This is a genomic window from Hydrocarboniphaga sp. (genome assembly GCF_028291725.1).
GTDB lineage: Bacteria > Pseudomonadota > Gammaproteobacteria > Nevskiales > Nevskiaceae > Hydrocarboniphaga.
On the sequence record NZ_JAQGNT010000063.1, the window covers coordinates 1 to 16552 of the forward strand.

Annotated in this window: 16 protein-coding genes and 2 pseudogenes; 12 read left to right on the forward strand and 6 right to left on the reverse strand. The window is 66.7% G+C overall.

Going from position 1 to position 16552, the window contains the following annotated elements:
- The 7 genes and pseudogenes from JWQ90_RS17085 to JWQ90_RS17115 form a co-directional block, all read left to right on the forward strand.
- Positions 1 to 133, forward strand: a pseudogene (locus JWQ90_RS17085) (IS110 family transposase); the annotation flags it as partial.
- A 144-nt stretch (positions 134 to 277) separates the two neighbouring features.
- A complete protein-coding gene (locus JWQ90_RS17090; RefSeq protein WP_299696203.1) occupies positions 278 to 1426 on the forward strand; it encodes an amine dehydrogenase large subunit in 1149 nt (382 codons plus the stop codon).
- Positions 1423 to 1941 (forward strand): MauE/DoxX family redox-associated membrane protein, encoded by a 519-nt coding sequence (locus JWQ90_RS17095; protein WP_299696204.1) that lies wholly within the window; start codon positions 1423 to 1425, stop codon positions 1939 to 1941. The genes JWQ90_RS17090 and JWQ90_RS17095 overlap by 4 nt, the downstream gene beginning before the upstream one ends.
- A 28-nt stretch (positions 1942 to 1969) precedes the next feature.
- Positions 1970 to 2581, forward strand: a complete 612-nt coding sequence (mauD, locus tag JWQ90_RS17100) for a methylamine dehydrogenase accessory protein MauD (RefSeq protein WP_299696205.1) — start codon at positions 1970 to 1972, stop codon at positions 2579 to 2581.
- Positions 2578 to 3144 carry a methylamine dehydrogenase light chain gene (locus JWQ90_RS17105; protein ID WP_299696206.1) on the forward strand — a complete coding sequence of 189 codons (567 nt, stop codon included), beginning with the start codon at positions 2578 to 2580 and terminating at the stop codon, positions 3142 to 3144. The genes mauD and JWQ90_RS17105 overlap by 4 nt, the downstream gene beginning before the upstream one ends.
- A gap of 5 nt (positions 3145 to 3149) precedes the next feature.
- Positions 3150 to 3572 (forward strand): cytochrome c, encoded by a 423-nt coding sequence (locus tag JWQ90_RS17110; RefSeq protein ID WP_299696207.1) that lies wholly within the window; start codon positions 3150 to 3152, stop codon positions 3570 to 3572.
- Positions 3569 to 4030: a cytochrome c gene (locus JWQ90_RS17115; protein WP_299696208.1), complete on the forward strand. Its 462-nt coding sequence runs from the start codon at positions 3569 to 3571 to the stop codon at positions 4028 to 4030. Before JWQ90_RS17110 ends, JWQ90_RS17115 begins: the two co-directional genes overlap by 4 nt.
- A 76-nt stretch (positions 4031 to 4106) precedes the next feature.
- On the opposite strand, the gene JWQ90_RS17120 is transcribed toward JWQ90_RS17115, so the two are convergent.
- On the reverse strand, positions 4107 to 4523 hold the full coding sequence (locus JWQ90_RS17120; RefSeq protein WP_299696209.1) for a hypothetical protein: 417 nt from the start codon (positions 4521 to 4523) through the stop codon (positions 4107 to 4109).
- Positions 4524 to 4525: 2 nt separating this feature from the next.
- Entirely contained in the window at positions 4526 to 5536 is a 1011-nt protein-coding gene (locus JWQ90_RS17125) for an NAD-dependent epimerase (RefSeq protein ID WP_299696210.1), read from the reverse strand.
- Positions 5537 to 5653: 117 nt separating this feature from the next.
- On the opposite strand from JWQ90_RS17125, the gene JWQ90_RS17130 reads away from it, so the two are divergent.
- A complete protein-coding gene (locus tag JWQ90_RS17130) occupies positions 5654 to 7420 on the forward strand; it encodes a permease (protein ID WP_299696211.1) in 1767 nt (588 codons plus the stop codon).
- 34 nt (positions 7421 to 7454) lie between these two features.
- Positions 7455 to 8474 carry an AI-2E family transporter gene (locus JWQ90_RS17135; RefSeq protein WP_299696212.1) on the forward strand — a complete coding sequence of 340 codons (1020 nt, stop codon included), beginning with the start codon at positions 7455 to 7457 and terminating at the stop codon, positions 8472 to 8474.
- Positions 8475 to 8725: 251 nt separating this feature from the next.
- On the opposite strand, the gene JWQ90_RS17140 is transcribed toward JWQ90_RS17135, so the two are convergent.
- On the reverse strand, positions 8726 to 8935 hold the full coding sequence (locus tag JWQ90_RS17140; protein WP_299696213.1) for a hypothetical protein: 210 nt from the start codon (positions 8933 to 8935) through the stop codon (positions 8726 to 8728).
- Positions 8936 to 8963: 28 nt separating this feature from the next.
- On the opposite strand from JWQ90_RS17140, the pseudogene JWQ90_RS29220 reads away from it, so the two are divergent.
- A pseudogene (locus JWQ90_RS29220) lies at positions 8964 to 9154 on the forward strand (ferritin-like domain-containing protein); the annotation flags it as partial.
- A 223-nt stretch (positions 9155 to 9377) separates the two neighbouring features.
- Positions 9378 to 12686 (forward strand): M36 family metallopeptidase, encoded by a 3309-nt coding sequence (locus JWQ90_RS17150; RefSeq protein WP_299696215.1) that lies wholly within the window; start codon positions 9378 to 9380, stop codon positions 12684 to 12686.
- A gap of 129 nt (positions 12687 to 12815) precedes the next feature.
- On the opposite strand, the gene JWQ90_RS17155 is transcribed toward JWQ90_RS17150, so the two are convergent.
- Entirely contained in the window at positions 12816 to 13640 is an 825-nt protein-coding gene (locus JWQ90_RS17155) for a hypothetical protein (RefSeq protein ID WP_299696216.1), read from the reverse strand.
- 183 nt (positions 13641 to 13823) lie between these two features.
- Here JWQ90_RS17155 and JWQ90_RS17160 point away from each other — a divergent pair, with 183 nt between their 5' ends.
- Complete coding sequence (locus tag JWQ90_RS17160) at positions 13824 to 14762, forward strand: DUF3299 domain-containing protein (protein ID WP_299696217.1); 939 nt, start codon at positions 13824 to 13826, stop codon at positions 14760 to 14762.
- Between the two features lie 77 nt (positions 14763 to 14839).
- Here the strand turns inward: JWQ90_RS17160 and JWQ90_RS17165 are convergent, their stop codons facing one another.
- Both JWQ90_RS17165 and JWQ90_RS17170 read right to left on the reverse strand, forming a co-directional pair.
- Positions 14840 to 15190 carry a TfoX/Sxy family protein gene (locus JWQ90_RS17165; RefSeq protein ID WP_299696218.1) on the reverse strand — a complete coding sequence of 117 codons (351 nt, stop codon included), beginning with the start codon at positions 15188 to 15190 and terminating at the stop codon, positions 14840 to 14842.
- Positions 15187 to 16542 (reverse strand): class II 3-deoxy-7-phosphoheptulonate synthase, encoded by a 1356-nt coding sequence (locus tag JWQ90_RS17170; protein WP_299696219.1) that lies wholly within the window; start codon positions 16540 to 16542, stop codon positions 15187 to 15189. The genes JWQ90_RS17165 and JWQ90_RS17170 overlap by 4 nt, the downstream gene beginning before the upstream one ends.
- Positions 16543 to 16552: the final 10 nt, after the last annotated feature.

A 16552-nucleotide genomic window follows, 5' to 3' on the forward strand; every position in this document is an offset into this window, starting at 1 on the left:
CTTCTTCATGCTCAGCCGAAAAGAGCCCTACCGCGATACTGTCATCGACTTCCAAGCCCTCAGCGTCAAACGCAATGCACCTCGCTGGATCAAGGCCCTCACTCAGTACGGCCTGATCCCCGCAGCATCCTGATCTCCACCCCGCTTCCCATGGCCTCAAAAGGCCAGGGACCTCTGCGCCCTAAATCAGGTCTCTTTCACGTTAACCTACAAGCTACAAGCTGGCGCGACTGTTGCTATTTGTAACCGCAAACCTTCGGCCAAGAAGAAGAACGCTATGCGTGCGAGGATCGCCCCGCTTTCCGGACTTCTGCTCGCATTGCTGGCGTCGGCCGCCGCGGCCGAGCTGCCGCCGGAGGAGCTGAAAGTTGCCGAATTCCCGCCGGTCACGCCGCATACGCTGGCGCTGCTGAGTTACGAAGGCGGCGTCATGAACCGCTACTACTTCGTCGACGGCGACACCGGCAAGGTGCTCGGCATCCTGCCCGGGGCCTACAACTCGGCGCTGCGCTTCGCACCCGACGGCAAGTCGTATTACTCGGCCGACACGTTCTACGAGAAAATCGTCCGCGGCAAACGCAGCGACCAGATCACGATCTTCGACGCCAAGACCGGCCAGGTCTCCGGCGAGATTGCCATCCCGGCCAAGCGCCAGCTGTCGTACACGGTCAACAGCGCGTTCGACTACACCGAAGGCGGCCGTTATCTCTTGCAGTACAACATGGCACCGGCCGGCTCGGTCACGGTGATCGACACCGTTGCCAAGTCGGTGCTGACCGAAATCCCGACCGCCGGCTGCGGCCTAGTCTACCCGTATGCGCCGACCGCGTTCGCGATGCTGTGCGCCAATGGCGGCATGCTGCGCATCGCGTTCAACGACAAGGGCGAAGTCACGCAGCGGCAATCGGTGCCCAGCTTCTTCGACGTCAACACCGATCCGCTGATGCAGAACGGCATCACCGTGCCGGCCAAGGATTTGGGTGTCTTTGTCTCCTACGAAGGCCTGATCCATGAACTCGATCTGGCCGGGCCGAAGAAGACTTACGTCGCCAAGCCCTGGCCGGTGCGCGGCAAGGACGAGGGCAACTGGTGGCCGTCGGCCTGGCAGCCGATCGCGTACAGCGTCGCCAGGAATCTGGTCTATGTGGTGATGCGCGACGGCAAGCAATACGAGCACACCGCCGGCGGCACCGAGGTCTGGGCACTGGATCGCAAGACCCACAAGCGCGTGTTCCGCGCGGTGTTCGAGCATCCGATCTTCTCGATCGTGGTCAGCGGCGACGACAAGCCGCTGCTGTACGCGCTGACCAACGAAGACGACATCAAGCTCTATATCTGCGACGCGGGCAGCGGCGAGGTGCTGCGCGAGGTCGAAGAGCTGGGCAGCTTCCCGTTCGCGATGGTCGTGCCGGCGTTGACGCCGTGAGCCACGACATCATCAGCGGCATTTTGAACGCGGTACTGCAGGCGGCTCTGGGCGCGCTGCTGCTGGGATCGGGCCTCGCCAAACGCCGGGCTTTCGTCGCGTGGTGGCAGGCACTCGGTATGTATCGCGCGCTGCCGCTGCGGATGAAACCGCTGATTGCGCAGGTGATTCCGGCTGCTGAAATCGCGCTCGGCACGCTACTGGTGCTGCCGCTGTTCGATGCGTTTGCGGCACTGCTAGCTGCGGCGCTGTTCGCACTGTTCGCGCTCGTGGTCGCGATCAACTGGGCGCTGGGCGTGAGCCGCTTCGACTGCGGCTGCCAGTTCGGATCGCGGCGCTCGCATGCTCGCGTGATCCTGGCGCGCGCCGTGGCGCTGTCGGTTCTGAGCGGCGCCTCGATGCTGCTGCCGGCGACGGCGCCGCTGGAAGCCGGCGTCTGCGCAGTGACGGCGCTGCTGATCGCGCTGATCGCACTGAGCTGGCGCCAACTCGCGGCGACGCCGCGCCTCAACTGATCTTCGATCGTCGCTCTAAGGACCGGACATGGACACTCCCTTCATCGTGCTCGCCGTCACCCAGGGCATCAGCCTGGTCGCGCTCGTCGCCCTCGCCATCGTCGTGTTCGCGCTGGCGCGGCAGATCGGCCTGCTGCACGAGCGCATCACGCCGGTCGGCGCGCTGATGACGCATCACGGCCCCAACGTCGGCGAATACGCGCAGGCCTTCGACGTCAACACTGACGCCGGCCTGCCGATGAAAATCGGCGGCGCCAACAGCAACGGCAAGCGCAGCCTGCTGCTGTTCACCTCGCCGACCTGCCCGGTGTGCAAGAAGCTGATGCCCTCGGCGCTGTCGCTGGCGCGCGAAGAACGCGCAGGCCTCGACCTGGTGCTGATCAGCGACGGCCCCATGGCCGACCACACCGCGTTCCGCGAAATCACCGGCGTCAGCGACGCCAGCTACGTGGTCAGCAGCGCCGTCGGCATCCAGTACCAGATCGGCCGACTGCCGTTCGGCGTGCTGCTCGATGCCCAGGGCCGCGTGCTGGCGAAAGGCCTGACCAATACCCGCGAACACCTGGAAAGCCTGCTGAACGTGGAGACGCTCGGCGTCGCCTCGATCCAGGAATATCGCCACCGCAAGGCCCAGCCATGAGCAAGTTCGACGACCTGACGGAAAGCTGGACGCGCAACGCGGCCCAGCGGCGCTCGCGGCGCGGCTTTTTGGCGCGCCTGGCCGGCGTGCTGACCGCGACCGCCGCGGCGCCGCTGCTGCCGATCGATCGCAGCGGCCGCGCCAACGCCGCCGAGCCGCCCAGTCAAGTGCCGAGTGAAGTGCCGAGTGAAGTGCCGACGATGGGCGCATCCGATGGCCCCAGCGACGATCCCAGCGACTGCGAGTACTGGCGTTATTGCGGCATCGACGGCTACCTGTGCAATTGCTGCGGCGGCGGGCCGGCGCTGTGCCCGCCCGGCACCACCGCCTCGGCCACGGCCTGGGTCGGCAGCTGTATGAACCCGGCCGATGGGCTGACCTATCTGATCGCGTACAACGACTGCTGCGGCACCGGCGATTGCAGCCGCTGCGAATGCTGGCGCAACGAGGGCCAGACGCCGATCTACTCGCCGCAGCGCAACAACGACATCATCTGGTGCTTCGGTGCGCCGACCATGCTCTACAACTGCTCGATCGCGCGCGTGATCGGCCGCGCCGGCTGAGTGCCGTGAGCGTCTTCCCGGGTTTCGCCCGGGCTACGGTGGTGGTGGCGCTGCTATCGATCGCCACGGCCAGTTCCGCATCCGAAGGCGAGACGCTCTACGCGCTGAACTGCTCCGGCTGCCACGGCCGGGACGCACGCGGCATGCCGCCGCAGATTCCGGATTTGCGCGCCTCGCTGCCGCTGCTGCTGAGCACGGCCGCCGGCCGCGGCTACGCGCTGCGCGTGCCGGGTGTGGCGATGTCGATCGCCACGCAGCAGCAGGTGCGGACGATCCTCAACTGGATGCTGCCGGCACTGATTCCCGGCGGCGAGCGCTACACGCCGTTCACGCTGGCCGAGGTTGCGACCGCCAGACGTAGCCCGTTGACCGATCCGGAGTCGGCGCGCGCGCTGCTGCTCGACGATGGCTATGGAGATCCGCGATGACCCGAATATTTGTGCGCCGCTGCGCGCTGCTGCTGGCGATCAGCCTGCCGGCGCCAGCTGTGATGGCCGACCCCGGCGCCGAGATGTTCGCGACACAGTGCTCCGGCTGCCACCAGGCCGACGGCAGCGGCGTCGAGGGCATGTATCCGCCGCTGACCGGCTTGTCGGCCTGGGCCGCGACGCCGGCCGGCCGCGAATACCTGGCGCAGGTGCTGACGCACGGCCTGTTCGGCACTATCGAGGTCGGTGGCGCCTCGTACATGGGCGGCCTGATGCCGGGCTTCGCTCACCTGAAGATCGAGGAAATCGTCGATCTGCTGAACTTCGTCACCGGCACGCTGAACCAGCCTGCCAAGAACTACACGCCATTCGATGCGGCGCTGGTCGAGGCGGCGCGCGCGGCCAAGCTCAGCGGGCCGGCGATGAAGCCGGTGCGCGACAAGCTGCCGAAGCGCTAGGCCGTAGGTTGGGGTGAGCCTGCGAACCCCAACATCGGCGCGGAACGAATGTTGGGGTTCGCAAGCTCACCCCCACCTACGCGGGCGGCGCCTCCTCATCCGGCTCAACCGGCTTGCGCGTGCCCAGTTGGTCGATCGGCCGCGGTGGATTCCTGATCTCCGGTGGCAGCGACCATTCGTTGAGGTCATAGCCGGCGGCGCGCATCGAGCGTGCGATCGCCTCCAGTTGGCGCGGATGGCCGCGCGTCGAGGCGATGCTGCCGGGACGCGATACCAGCACCAGCCAGCGCTCGATCAGGCGGCCGCGGTCGTTCAGCGCATTGCCGCTGGCGATGCGCGCCGAGGCCCATTTCTGGGTCTGCACGAAATCCGCCATCGGCACGATCATCGCGCCCGCACCGTCGACGATGAAGCAGACGATGTCGATGTGCCGGACGACGCGCGCGCGCTGCATCGCTGATTCCAACAGGCTGCGCGTGCGCGGCACCGCCATGCTCAGCCGCCGTAGTAGCCGCGATACCAGTCGGCGAAGCGGCGCAGGCCTTCCGCGATCGGCGTCGCCGGCGCGAAGCCGACGTCGCGCTGCAGCGCGGCGGTGTCGGCATAGGTGGCGACCACGTCGCCGGCCTGCATCGGCAGCAGGTTCATCGTCGCCTTGCGGCCCAGCACGTCCTCCAGCACCGCGATGAAGTCCAGCAGTTCCACCGGCTGGTGGTTGCCGATGTTGTAGACGCGGTACGGCGCGCGGCTGCTCGCCGGGTCCGGCGCCTGCGCGTTCCAGTCCGGGTTGCCCGTCGCCGGCCGGTCGGTGAGCCGCACCACGGCTTCGACGACGTCGTCGATATAGGTGAAATCGCGCTGCATGCGGCCGTGGTTGTAGACGTCGATCGCTTCGCCTGCCAGGATCGCCTTGGTGAACTTGAAGTAGGCCATGTCCGGCCGGCCCCAGCTGCCGTAGACCGTGAAGAAGCGCAGGCCGGTGCAGGCCAGGCCGTACAGGTGCGCATAGGTATGCGCCATCAGCTCGTTGGACTTCTTGGTCGCCGCGTACAGCGACACCGGGTGGTCGACGTTGTCGGCCACGGCCCAGGGCATCTTCTCGTTGGCGCCGTACACCGAGGACGAGGATGCGTACAGCAGCGGCGGCAGCCCGTGATGGCGGCAGGCTTCGAGAATATTGGCGAAGCCGACCAGGTTGCTCTGCACATAGGCCTGCGGATGGGTCAGCGAATAACGCACGCCGGCCTGCGCACCGAGATTGATCACGCCATCGAACTTCGCTGAGGCGAACACCGCGTTCAGCGCCGCCGCATCCGCCAGATCGACCGGGGCGAACGAGAAGCCGGGCCGGCCCTCGAGCTGTGCGAGCCGGTCGCGCTTGAGCTGCACGCTGTAGTAGTCGTTGAGGTTGTCGATGCCGATCACGCGGTCGCCGCGGTCCAGCAGGCGGCGGCTCAGGTGGTAGCCGACAAAGCCGGCGGCGCCGGTCACGAGCAGGGTTTTCATGTGCGCCATCAGGCCATAAATGCAGTCGCGGGTACAATGTCGCAACCGGATACTCAACAAAACAATCGCCGGACGAACGACCCGCCGGGCGTGATCGTCTGCTGGCCCTCTTCGCCGATGAATCTCCTGCTGCTATCAGCGACTCTGCTGGCCCTGCTGTCGGGCCCGCTGCTGTATGGCGCGGCGCGCGAGCGGCCGGCGGTGCTGGCCTTCCTCGACGGCTTCGTGCTGGTCGCGATCAGCGGCCTGGTGATGCTGGAAGTGCTGCCCGACACGCTGCAATCCGGCGGCTATGCCTCGCTGGTGTTCCTGGCACTCGGCGCGCTCGGCCCCAGCCTGCTCGAGCATCAACTGCATCACGCCAAGCGCGCCCACGTCGCGGCGCTGGTGCTGGCGATGGCCGGCCTGGTGCTGCACAGCATTGGCGACGGCACCGCGCTGGCGCCGCTGCCCGGCGCGGCCGCCGGCGGTGATGAGCCCAACATCGCCCTGGCGCTGGCGATCGCGGTGCACAGCGTGCCGGTCGGCCTGATGGTCTGGTGGCTGCTGTACCCGGTGTTCGGCGCGCTGTTCCCGGCGCTGGCGATCGCCGCGATGTGCCTGGGCACGATCATCGGCTATGCCTACGCCGGGCCGGTCAGCGGCTGGCTCGGCGCCACCGGCTGGGCCTGGCTGCAGGCCCTGGTCGCCGGCTCGATCCTGCACGTGGTGTTCGGCCGCCCGCATCTCGGCGACACCTCGGCGCACCGCATCGCGCGGCCGCCGTTCGAAGGCCTGGGTAACCTGGCGGCGCTGGCCGCGCTGATCCTGCTCGAGAACCTGCACCCGGAAGGCCACCACAGCCACCAGGGCTTTCTCGACCGGCTGATCGACTTGGCGCGCCAAGTCGCACCGGTGCTGATGCTGGCCTGGATCGGCGGCAGCCTGCATGCCCACAGCCAGCGCCGCGTAAAGCCGACACGCTCGCGCCTCGGCGGCCTGCTGAGCGGCCTGCTGCAGAGCGAATCCGGCGAGCCGCTGCCCGAACACCTGCTGCGCACCAATGCCGGCGTGCCGCTGCCGGCGAGCCTGGCCTGGCTGACCGGCGCCAGCCTGCTCGGGCTGTCGGTGCTGCTGGTCGGCTGGCCCTTGCTCGGCTGGCAGCTCGCAACGGCGCGCGCCGCCGCGGCGCTGCTGATCGCGATGCTGGTGGCGTTGCCGCTGGCCTGGCTGTTCCGCGACGCGCCGCTGCGGGTGTTCCGGCCGATGGCCGCCGGCGCCGCGCGGTTCACGCCGATGACGCCGGCGGCCGCGCCGCTGTCGGTGCCGCCGCCCAAGCGCATCGACAACAGCGTCCGCGGCTACCTGCTGGCCCGGGTCGATCGCGACGCGCCCTGGCTGCTGGCCGGCCTGCTGTTCGCCGCACTGGCCGCACCCTGGCTGCAGCAGGCGCCCTGGACCAGCCTGCCGCTGCTGCTGCAACTGCCGCTGTTCGCAGTGCTCGGCCTTGCGTTCGCCGGCAACCCGCTGGCGGCGACTCCGATCGCGGCGCTGCTGATGGCATCCGGCCTCGGCTCCGGGCCGGTGCTGGTGTTTTTGCTGGTCGGGCCGCTGCTGAGCCCCGCGCTGCTGGCCGGCCTGGCGCGGATGCATGGCCGCGCGCTGGCGACCGGCTTCGGCGCGGTCTCGCTGGTGTCGAGCCTGGCGATCGGCCTGGCGGCGCAAAAGCTGCTGCCGGCCGGCAGCCTGCCGCTATCCTCTTCCGGCTCGACGATCGCAAACTTGCAGACCCTGCCGCTGCTGGCGGTTTGCCTGCTGACCGCGCACTCGCTGCTGCGGCGCGGCGGCCGCCAGTTCTTCGGCATGCTGCTGAAATATGTGAACCACAGCCACGACCACCATTGAGCACGCCCTTCATGAGTGACAGCGAGACCCGCCGATGACGCTGCCCGGCACCGCCACGCAACGCATCGATATCGCCACCTGGGCGCTGACCGGCATCGGACTGGTCGCGGTACTGCAACTGCATCTGCTGCCGGCGCTGCTCGGCGGCCTGCTGGTCTACGAGCTGGTGCGCGGGCTGGCACCGTTCATCCGCTCGCGGCCGATCGAGGCCGACCTAGCCAAGATCATCGTCGTCGCGCTGATCGCAGTGCTGGTGGTGACCGCGCTGACCGGCCTGATTCTCGGCGCGCTGTCGTTCTTCCGCAGCCAGGCCGGCGATCTGTCGGCACTGCTGGAAAAGCTCGCGCAGATCATCGACGAATCGCGCAACCGGCTGCCGGCCTGGATGCTGACCTACGTGCCGGGAACCGCCGACGATCTGCGCGCCGCGCTGTCGCGCTATCTGCGCGAGAACGCCAGCATGCTGCAGGGCGCCGGCACCAACTTCGTCCGCGCGCTGGTGCATGCGCTGGTCGGCATGGTCATCGGCGGCCTGGTATCGCTGCGCGAAGCCACCGTCGCGACCACGCAGCGGCCGCTGGCGGCGGCGCTGAGCGAACGCGCCGAGCGCATCAGCGACTCGTTCCGCCGCGTGGTGTTTGCGCAGTTCTGGATCGCGGCGCTGAACACCACGTTCACCGGGCTGTACCTGGGCGTGGTTCTGCCGCTGATGCACGTGGAACTGCCGCTGACCAAAACCCTGATCGCGGTGACCTTCGTCTGCGGCCTGCTGCCGGTGCTGGGCAACCTGATCTCCAACGCAGTGATCGTGCTGGTCAGCCTGTCGAACTCGGTACTGGTCGCGGTCGGCTCGCTGAGCTACCTGATCGTGATCCACAAGCTCGAATACTTCCTCAACGCCCGCATCATCGGCTCACGCATCCGCGCGCGCGCCTGGGAACTGCTGATGGCGATGCTGGTACTCGAAGCCACATTCGGCATCGCCGGCCTGGTCGCCGCGCCGATTTACTATGCGTATCTGAAGAACGAGCTGACGGCGAAGGAGCTGGTGTAGGTCGGCAATCCCTTGCCGACGTGCAAACCGACATGACCGACATGTGGAGCCGATGCGTAATCGGGGCTGCGTATGCCGTCGGGTGAGCAAAGGCCGCAGGCCGTTGAGTCAGAGCATGTAGGTTGAGGTGAGCGCAGCGAACCCCAACGGGGTTCCGCGCCGATGTTGGGGTTCGCCGCGCTCACCCCTACCTACTCAGTGCGCGCTGATCGCTTGAGCCTGTCGGCAACAGGATTGCCTACGGATCACGGCTACTTCTTGTGCTGCGCCTTGTATTCCTCTTCCTTGGCCTTGTTGCGCGTCGAGCTGCTGATCGCGTCGACCGCGTTGCGCGCGATTGCGTCAGTGCGGCGCACTGCCAGCTCTGTGATCGACAAGCTCAGCTCAACTTCCTTGAGGATGATCGCCGCGCGGTACTGCGCCATCGCCGACTTGCTGCCGTCGCTGGCGGCCAGCTGCACATCAGTGCTGAAACCCAGGCCCGATGCTCACTTCCACTGGCACATGAGAGGCCCCCACTTCCGCGACTACCATCTGCTGCCGAACGAGCAGGCGGACTGATCTACGCGATGACCGATCCGATCGACGAACGGATACGCGAAGTCGGCGGTTCGACTTTACGCTCGATCGGACACATTGCCCGCTTGCAGCGGATCAAGGACAACGACGCCGACTACGTCAGTAAAACTGGCCCATTGCACCTCCCTAAGTGAATTTTCCCACTCCACTCAGGGCGAGACCTGCGCAGGATGGTACGGATCACGCTTTTATGACGCGCCATTCAGGTCCGGCTCGTCTGGATTCTGCCCGCCTATCGCTTCGCCATCCGCAGTTCACCGCAAGGCCACGGCTCAATACGAGCCGGCGCAGGCGTTTCCTAAAAAACTTAAAGGGATTCACCCAATGCAACGCAGTGCACTCGTATTGCTCACATCGATGTCGATAGCCGCGGCGACCGCGGCAGCTGCGAGTCCCGACAGCTCGGTGATTACCCATGCCGCCTATCAGGCCCGCACAATCCCGGTAAACCCGGAACTCGCGCCGCGCCTGGCTGATATCGACGCCTTCCGCGCCGGTACCGCGGGCCGCAATCTGCCGGTTCCGGCGGCCGACTACAGTGGCCGGCACCAGTCGGCGCTGTTCGACGCGACGCTCGGCACACCGACCTTCCTCTGGGCCAAGACCCATGCGGCACCGATCGCGGTCGGCGCCCTGGGTTCGACCCGGGACCTGCTCGCCGCCAGCGCGCGCGCCCATCTGCGCAGTGAAGCGGCCGCGCTGAAGCTGAGCCCGGCGATGATCGACGACGCCCAGGTCAGCGACGCCCAGTACAACGGTGCCGGCCCGGCAGTGGTTCGCCTGCGCCAGCGCGTCAACGGCATTGAGGTGTTCCAGCGCTACATCAGCGTGCTGCTCGACCGGAACAACAAGCCGGTCGCCACGTCCGGCTATTTCGCCAACGGCTATCCCGCCCCCGCGACCACGTTCACGCTCAGCCCGGCTGTCGCCGTGTCCAGGGCCTGGGCTGCGCTGGGTGGTGTGATCGATCCGCTGACGCTGGTACACAGCGCGACGCGCGGCGAGTACGAGCTGTTCTCGCTGACGTCGCCGGTTCGCGGCAGCCATGGTTTCGAGCGCGAACCGCGCGTCCGCAAGATCTACTACCCCTCCGCCAGCGGCAAGCTGCTGCCGGCCTACCTGGTCGAAATCTTCGCCGCGGCGCGTTCCAACGGTGCGCTCAGCGCCTACTCGATGGTGGTATCGGCCGGCACCGGCAAGGTCCTGCATCGCCGCAACCTGAGCGCCAGCGACGCACCGGCGCCCTTCACCTATCGCATGTTCGCGGACACCACATCGCCCTACCAGGTCTTCGACCAGCCGCTGGGCAATGGCTACACGCCGTTCCCATCGACCAACCCCGCCGACACCATCGTCCGCATGCCGACACCGGCGATGCCCAACCTGGTCACGCTGGTCGCCGGTCCGATCTCCAACCCGGACGCCAACCCCTGGCTCGCCGACGACGCCAGCGAGACCCTGGGCAACAACGTCGATGCCTGCCTCGACACCAACGACACCGCCGTCGACGGTATTGTGTCGACGCCGCTGAACACCTGCGATCCGCAGCTCGGCGACATGCGCGGCACCCCCAGCTCGGACCACACCTTCGACTACGTCGCCACGCCGGACGCCGATCCGAGCACGCCGGCAGCCAAGGGTGGCGCGGTGGTCAGCCTGTTCTACCTGAACAACTTCCTGCATGACTGGTGGTACGACCACGGCTTCAACGAAGCCGCGGGCAACGCGCAGACCAGCAACTACGGCCGCGGCGGTGTCGAAGGCGATCCAATCAAGGCCCAGGGCCAGGACGGCTCAGGCCGCAACAACGCCAACATGTCGACGCCGGCCGACGGCTCGTCGCCGACCATGCAGCAGTACCTGTTCGACGGTCCCATCACCGGCGACGTGCGTGAACTGACGCCGTCCGACAGCGGCACCCTGAAGTTCAGCGGCGCCAGCTTCGGCCCCACCGAGTTCGACGTCACCGGCGCCGTGGTGCTCGCCGCCGATGGTGCCGGCACATCACCGACCGACGGTTGCGGAGAACCGATTCCGGATCCGCTCGGCACCGGCCTGATCCCGACGGTCCCGGCGCCGCCGCAGCTGTCGCTGCTCGGCAAAATCGCGCTGATCGATCGCGGCAACTGCAACTTCACCAACAAGGCGGCGTTCGCGCTGGCGTCCGGCGCCATTGCGATGGTGGTCGTCAACAACGATAACAATGATCCGATCACGATGGGCAATGGCGATATTCCGATCAATGTCGGCGCCAGCCCCACCGACCTGATTTACCAGATCCCGTCGGTGATGATCCGCAAGGACGCCGCCGCCGCGATCAAGACGGCGATCGCCGCCGGCGCGACGGCGATGCACGTTCAGCGCATCGCTTCGACCGATCTCGACGGCACGCTCGACAACCAGATCGTCGGTCATGAGTACTTCCACTACGTGCACCACCGCCTGACCGATTCGAGCAACCAGCAGTCCGGTGCGATGAGCGAAGGCTGGGGCGACATCGATGCGCTGATGGTTTCAGTCCGTGCCGACGATCGCAGTGCGCCGAATAACAACGCGTACCAGGGCGCTTACGGACTGGCCGGCTATGTGATCAACAACTTCTACAGCGGCATCCGCAGGGCGCCGTATTCGACCGATTTCGCCACGAACGCATTTACGCTCAAGCACATCGCCGACGGCGAGCCGACGCCTGACGGCGGCCCGGGCACCAGCAACTCTGAGGTCCACAATGCCGGTGAAATCTGGGCCAACGAGGTGTGGAACTGCTATGCCGGCATCCTCAATGAGCCGGGCCTGAGCTTCGACACCGCCCGCAGCCGGATGATGGACTACATCATTGGCGGCCTGAAGATGACGCCTGCCGACTCGACCTACACCGAGGCGCGCGACGCCATCCTGTCCGTGGTCAAGGCCGCAAACGCCTACGACTACGCAGTCTGCTCGGCGGGCTTCGCGGCGCGCGGCAGCGGCAAAAATGCGATCTCGCCGGCACGCGACAGCAGCGACCTGACCGGCGTGACGGAAGACTTCACGCCGTTTGTCGACTACACGCCGGATGCGTTCAAGTTCAGCAGCAAGCAGGCACAGCCGGGAACGGTGCAGGCTTCCAGTATCGTCACCATCACCGGTGTTTCGGAGCCGGTGCCGGTGTCGATTTCCGGTGACAGTTCGGCGATGTACTCGAAGAACGGCGGCGCCTTCACCAAGGATGCGGGCACCATTACCAACGGCGATACGCTGCAGTTGCAGCTGACCGCTGCGCCGAAGGCCAACAAGGCCATCAAGGCCAAGGTGACCGTCGGCACCTACACCAGCGGCTACACGCTGACCACGCTGGCCGACACGACGCCGGACGCCTACACCCTGACGGACAAGACCGGCGTCGGCCTTAATCAAACCGTGAAGCTGGGAGTGACGCTGACCGGATTCAACGTGACGATTCCGGTGGCAGTGACCGGCACGGCATGCACGATGCAAATCGCAGGCGGCAGCGCGGTTACCAGCGGCGACCTGATACCGGGTGACAAAATCAAGCTGCTGGTGCAGTCGGCGACGACCAGGAACACCACGAGCAATTGCGTGCTCAATGCCAACGGCGTCCAGGATACCTGGAGCGTCACGACCAAGCCCTAAGCTTGACCAGGTGGCGACTTTCAGGAGTCGCCACCCCACTCCGGGCATCGACAAAAAAGCGGCTTTGGCCGCTTTTTTGTTGGCCGCTGAAAATCCATCCGACGGCCTCAGGATTGCCTACGATCACGGCTACTTCTTGTGCTGCGCCTTGTATTCCTCTTCCTTGGCCTTGTTGCGCGTCGAGCTGCTGATCGCGTCGACCGCGTTGCGCGCGATTGCGTCGGTGCGGCGCACTGCCAGCTCGGTGATCGACAAAGTCAGCTCGACTTCCTTGAGGATCGCCGCACGGTACTGGGCCATCGCCGACTTGCCGTCCGGCGTCGCCGCCTTGCTGCCGTCGCCGGCGGCAGCAATCTGCGCCGACGCCCGGTTCACGATCGCGGACCGCGTGGTCTTCCAGTCCGTGAACAGCGAGGTCCAGGTGCGCAGATCGCGCTCGACCATCTCCTGCTTCTGCGCCTCGAACGGCGCGTTGGCCGCATTGATCGCCGCGTCCTGGCAGGGATACGGGCAGGGCTTCCACTTTTCGAACAGCTTGAGCGTCGGCTCGCCCATCGCCGCCTGCAGCCAGCGGGTGCGCTTGGCCAGCGCCGCCTTCGGCTCCTTGGTGCCGGAATTGTCGTTGAGGTAGGCGTCGTAGCCGCGGATCGCGGCCTGTAGCTCGGGCGCCTCCGGGATATTGGGGCTGGGTGCGGTACCCATCAGTGGCGGCGTGCCGCCATTGAGCGCGGCCTCGGCGGCGCGCTCGGCTTCGATCGCCGCCTTCAGTTGCAGATAGCCGGGCTCGATGATCTGGCCGTTCTGCACCCAGTTCATCGTCGTCGCCATGTCCTTGGGCGGCGCCGGCACGCTGGCCATCAGCTCGGCCAGATTCGCCGCCTCGGCGTCGCCGGCGCCAAAGGCCATCGCGGCCGCCACGAACGGGCTCAACACAAAGGAGCGATACCGGCGCATCAGTGGGGCTTCCTGCTTTGAACGAAGGCAAACGGGCAGCAATAGATATGCCGCTGGCGTCATATTGGGCAGCCGATGGAACCGCCAGACTCGCCGGGGTTCTGAGGGAGCAGCCCGATCCCGGGCCGGCCCATCCACACGGAAACGACACTGAAGATCAGCCGCAGAAAAACCGGGGCCGGAGTGCTAGCGCTCGCGGCGGTGCTCAGCCTGATGGTTCTGCTCCGGGCGCCTGCCGACGATCCGGCCGCGCCGGTGATGGTGCAGGACACCTCCGGACCCGACTTCTCGTTCCACGGCGACGAGGTGCAGGCGCCGGTCGGCGGCTGGCGCCGCTGGATGCGCCGTGCGCAGAAAATCTTCAGCCAGCTGGCCGGGGCCGATGGCGACGAAGTTGACGGCGGCGCCGGTTCCGACACCGACATGCAGCTGACTTCCGAGACCGGCATCGAGGATCACTCGCGGCTGCTGATCAATGCGCGGGTGCGCGAGATGGTGCCGATCAACGTCGCGCTCTACAACGGTGACGGCGAGCCGATGGCCGGGCACGAGGTGCATGTCAGCTCGTCGCAGAAAAATCCGCTGACACTGTCGGCGGCGCGTTCCGACGTCGATGGCGAAACCGACGTGCAGGTCTACGCCGAGCACGCCGGCCGCGACCGCATCGCGATCAGCGCCGCGGGCCAGACGCGCGTGGTGCTGCTGCAGGTACTGCCGGCTGCGGACAGCGGCGCGCTGGCGGCGCTCGGCATCCGCGAACAGGATCTGACGCCCTGGGATGTGCTGATGGACGGCAAGGATGGCGCGCAGCCGGCGGCCGGCACCACGCCGGCGTTCTCGCCTTCGCTGACCCGGCTGGCGGGCCAGCGGATCAAGGTCGCCGGCTTCATGCTGCCGCTGGAAACCGCCGCCAGACAGGGCCATTTCCTGCTGTCGGCATCGCCGCCGAGCTGCTTCTTTCACGCGGTGCCGGGCTCGACGACGGTGATCGAGGTGCACTCGACCCAGGCGGTCGCATCGACCGCCGATCCGATGGTGGTCGACGGTGTGCTGGAGCTGGTGACCGACGACCCGACCGGGATTCTGTACCGGCTGAATGACGCGCAAGCGATCACCCAGTAGGTCGGCAATCCTTTGCCGACGTGCGGCCTTCGTTGCGCATCGACGGTACACGTCGGCAAGGGATTGCCGACCTACGTTTAGCGGCGTGTCGGCGGACGTGTGCGGAACGCCGCTTCGCTGGAACGGCGCGCCCAGACCGCGGCCTCGCTCGGGCTGTCCAGAATCGCCGGCGGCGCCTTGAAGTAGGACAGGCGCACGCGGCGACCCTTCTGCTCGTACTGAAAGGCCTCGAGCCCGGCTTCGGTGAAGCTCGCCTGGTTCTGCGCATCGGCCTTCAGATACAGCACGTCGTCCTGCACCAGGCCAAACATCAGGCCGTCTCGATAAATGCCGTGCCCGCCGAACATGCGGCGCGTGTTGATCGCGCCGAACTCGGCGAACACATCGTGCAGGGTTTCAACGAAGGCGCTCATCTGCAGCGCGCTCACGCTGCGCGCCGCTGACGCGACACGATCTCGAGCGCCAGTTCCAGCGCCTGCTCGTAGTTCAAACGCGGATCGACCTGCGAGCGATAGGCACGCGCCAGATCCGCTTCGGTCAGATCGCGTGCGCCGCCCAGACATTCAGTCACGTCTTCACCAGTGAGTTCCAAGTGCACGCCGCCCAGATGAGAACCGGCGGCGCGATGCAGATCGAAGGACAGATGCACTTCGGCCAGAATGTCGTCGAAGCGGCGTGTCTTGATGCCGGTCGACGTGGTCTGGGTGTTGCCGTGCATCGGGTCGCACAGCCACAGCACGCGGTGCCCGGCGCCGCGCACCGCATCGATCAACCGCGGCAGATGCTCGGCGATTTTGGCCGCGCCCATGCGATGGATCAGCACCAGCTTGCCGGGCTCCTTGTCCGGATTCAGCGTGCGGCACAAGCCGAGCAGCCATTCGATGTCGATCGACGGCCCGATCTTCACACCGACCGGATTGCGGATGCCGCGACAGTATTCGACGTGCGCGCCATCCAGCGCCGCGGTGCGCATGCCGATCCACGGAAAATGCGTGGACAGGTTGTACCAGCCGCTTTTGCGCGGCACCTGCCGTGTCTGTGCCGCCTCGCCCGCCAGCAGCAGCGCTTCATGGCTGCTGAAGAAATCGACGCGGCTGAATTCATGGATCGCGTTGCCGGCCAGGGTCTCCATGAAGCGCAGCGAATCACCGATCGCGTCGACGCGCTTCTGGTAGTCCACCGCCAGGATCGAATGGCCGACCCAGTCCAGATCCCAGTATTCCGGGTGATGCAGATCGGCGAAGCCGCCGTCGATCAGGCCGCGGGTGAAATTGAGCGTCATCGCCGAGCGCGCATGCGCCTCGATCAGGCGCTCCGGGTTCGGCTGGCGCGCCTCCAAGGTGAACGCCGGCGCGTTGACGATATCGCCGCGATACGCCGGCAGCGTCACGCCGTCGCGCGTCTCGGTATCGGCCGAACGCGGCTTGGCGTACTGGCCGGCAAAGCGGCCGACGCGCGTCACCGGCCCGCGCAGACCGTGCACCAGCACCAGCGACATCTGCAGCAGAACCTTCAGGCGATTGGCGATGATTTCGGACCGGCAATCGGCAAAGCTTTCGGCGCAATCGCCGCCCTGCAGCACGAAGCGCTTGCCGGCTTCGGCTTCGGCGAACTGCGCGCGCAGCGTCTCCACTTCCCAGGACGTGACCAGCGGCGGCAGATGCGACAGGCGCTCGAGCGCGTCGGCCAGCGCAGCCGGATCGGGATAGGTCGGCTGCTGCACGGCTGGGTGGTTTTGCCAGCTGTACGGGTACCAATTCTGGAGAGGGTCGGGCGTCATAAGGCGCGGG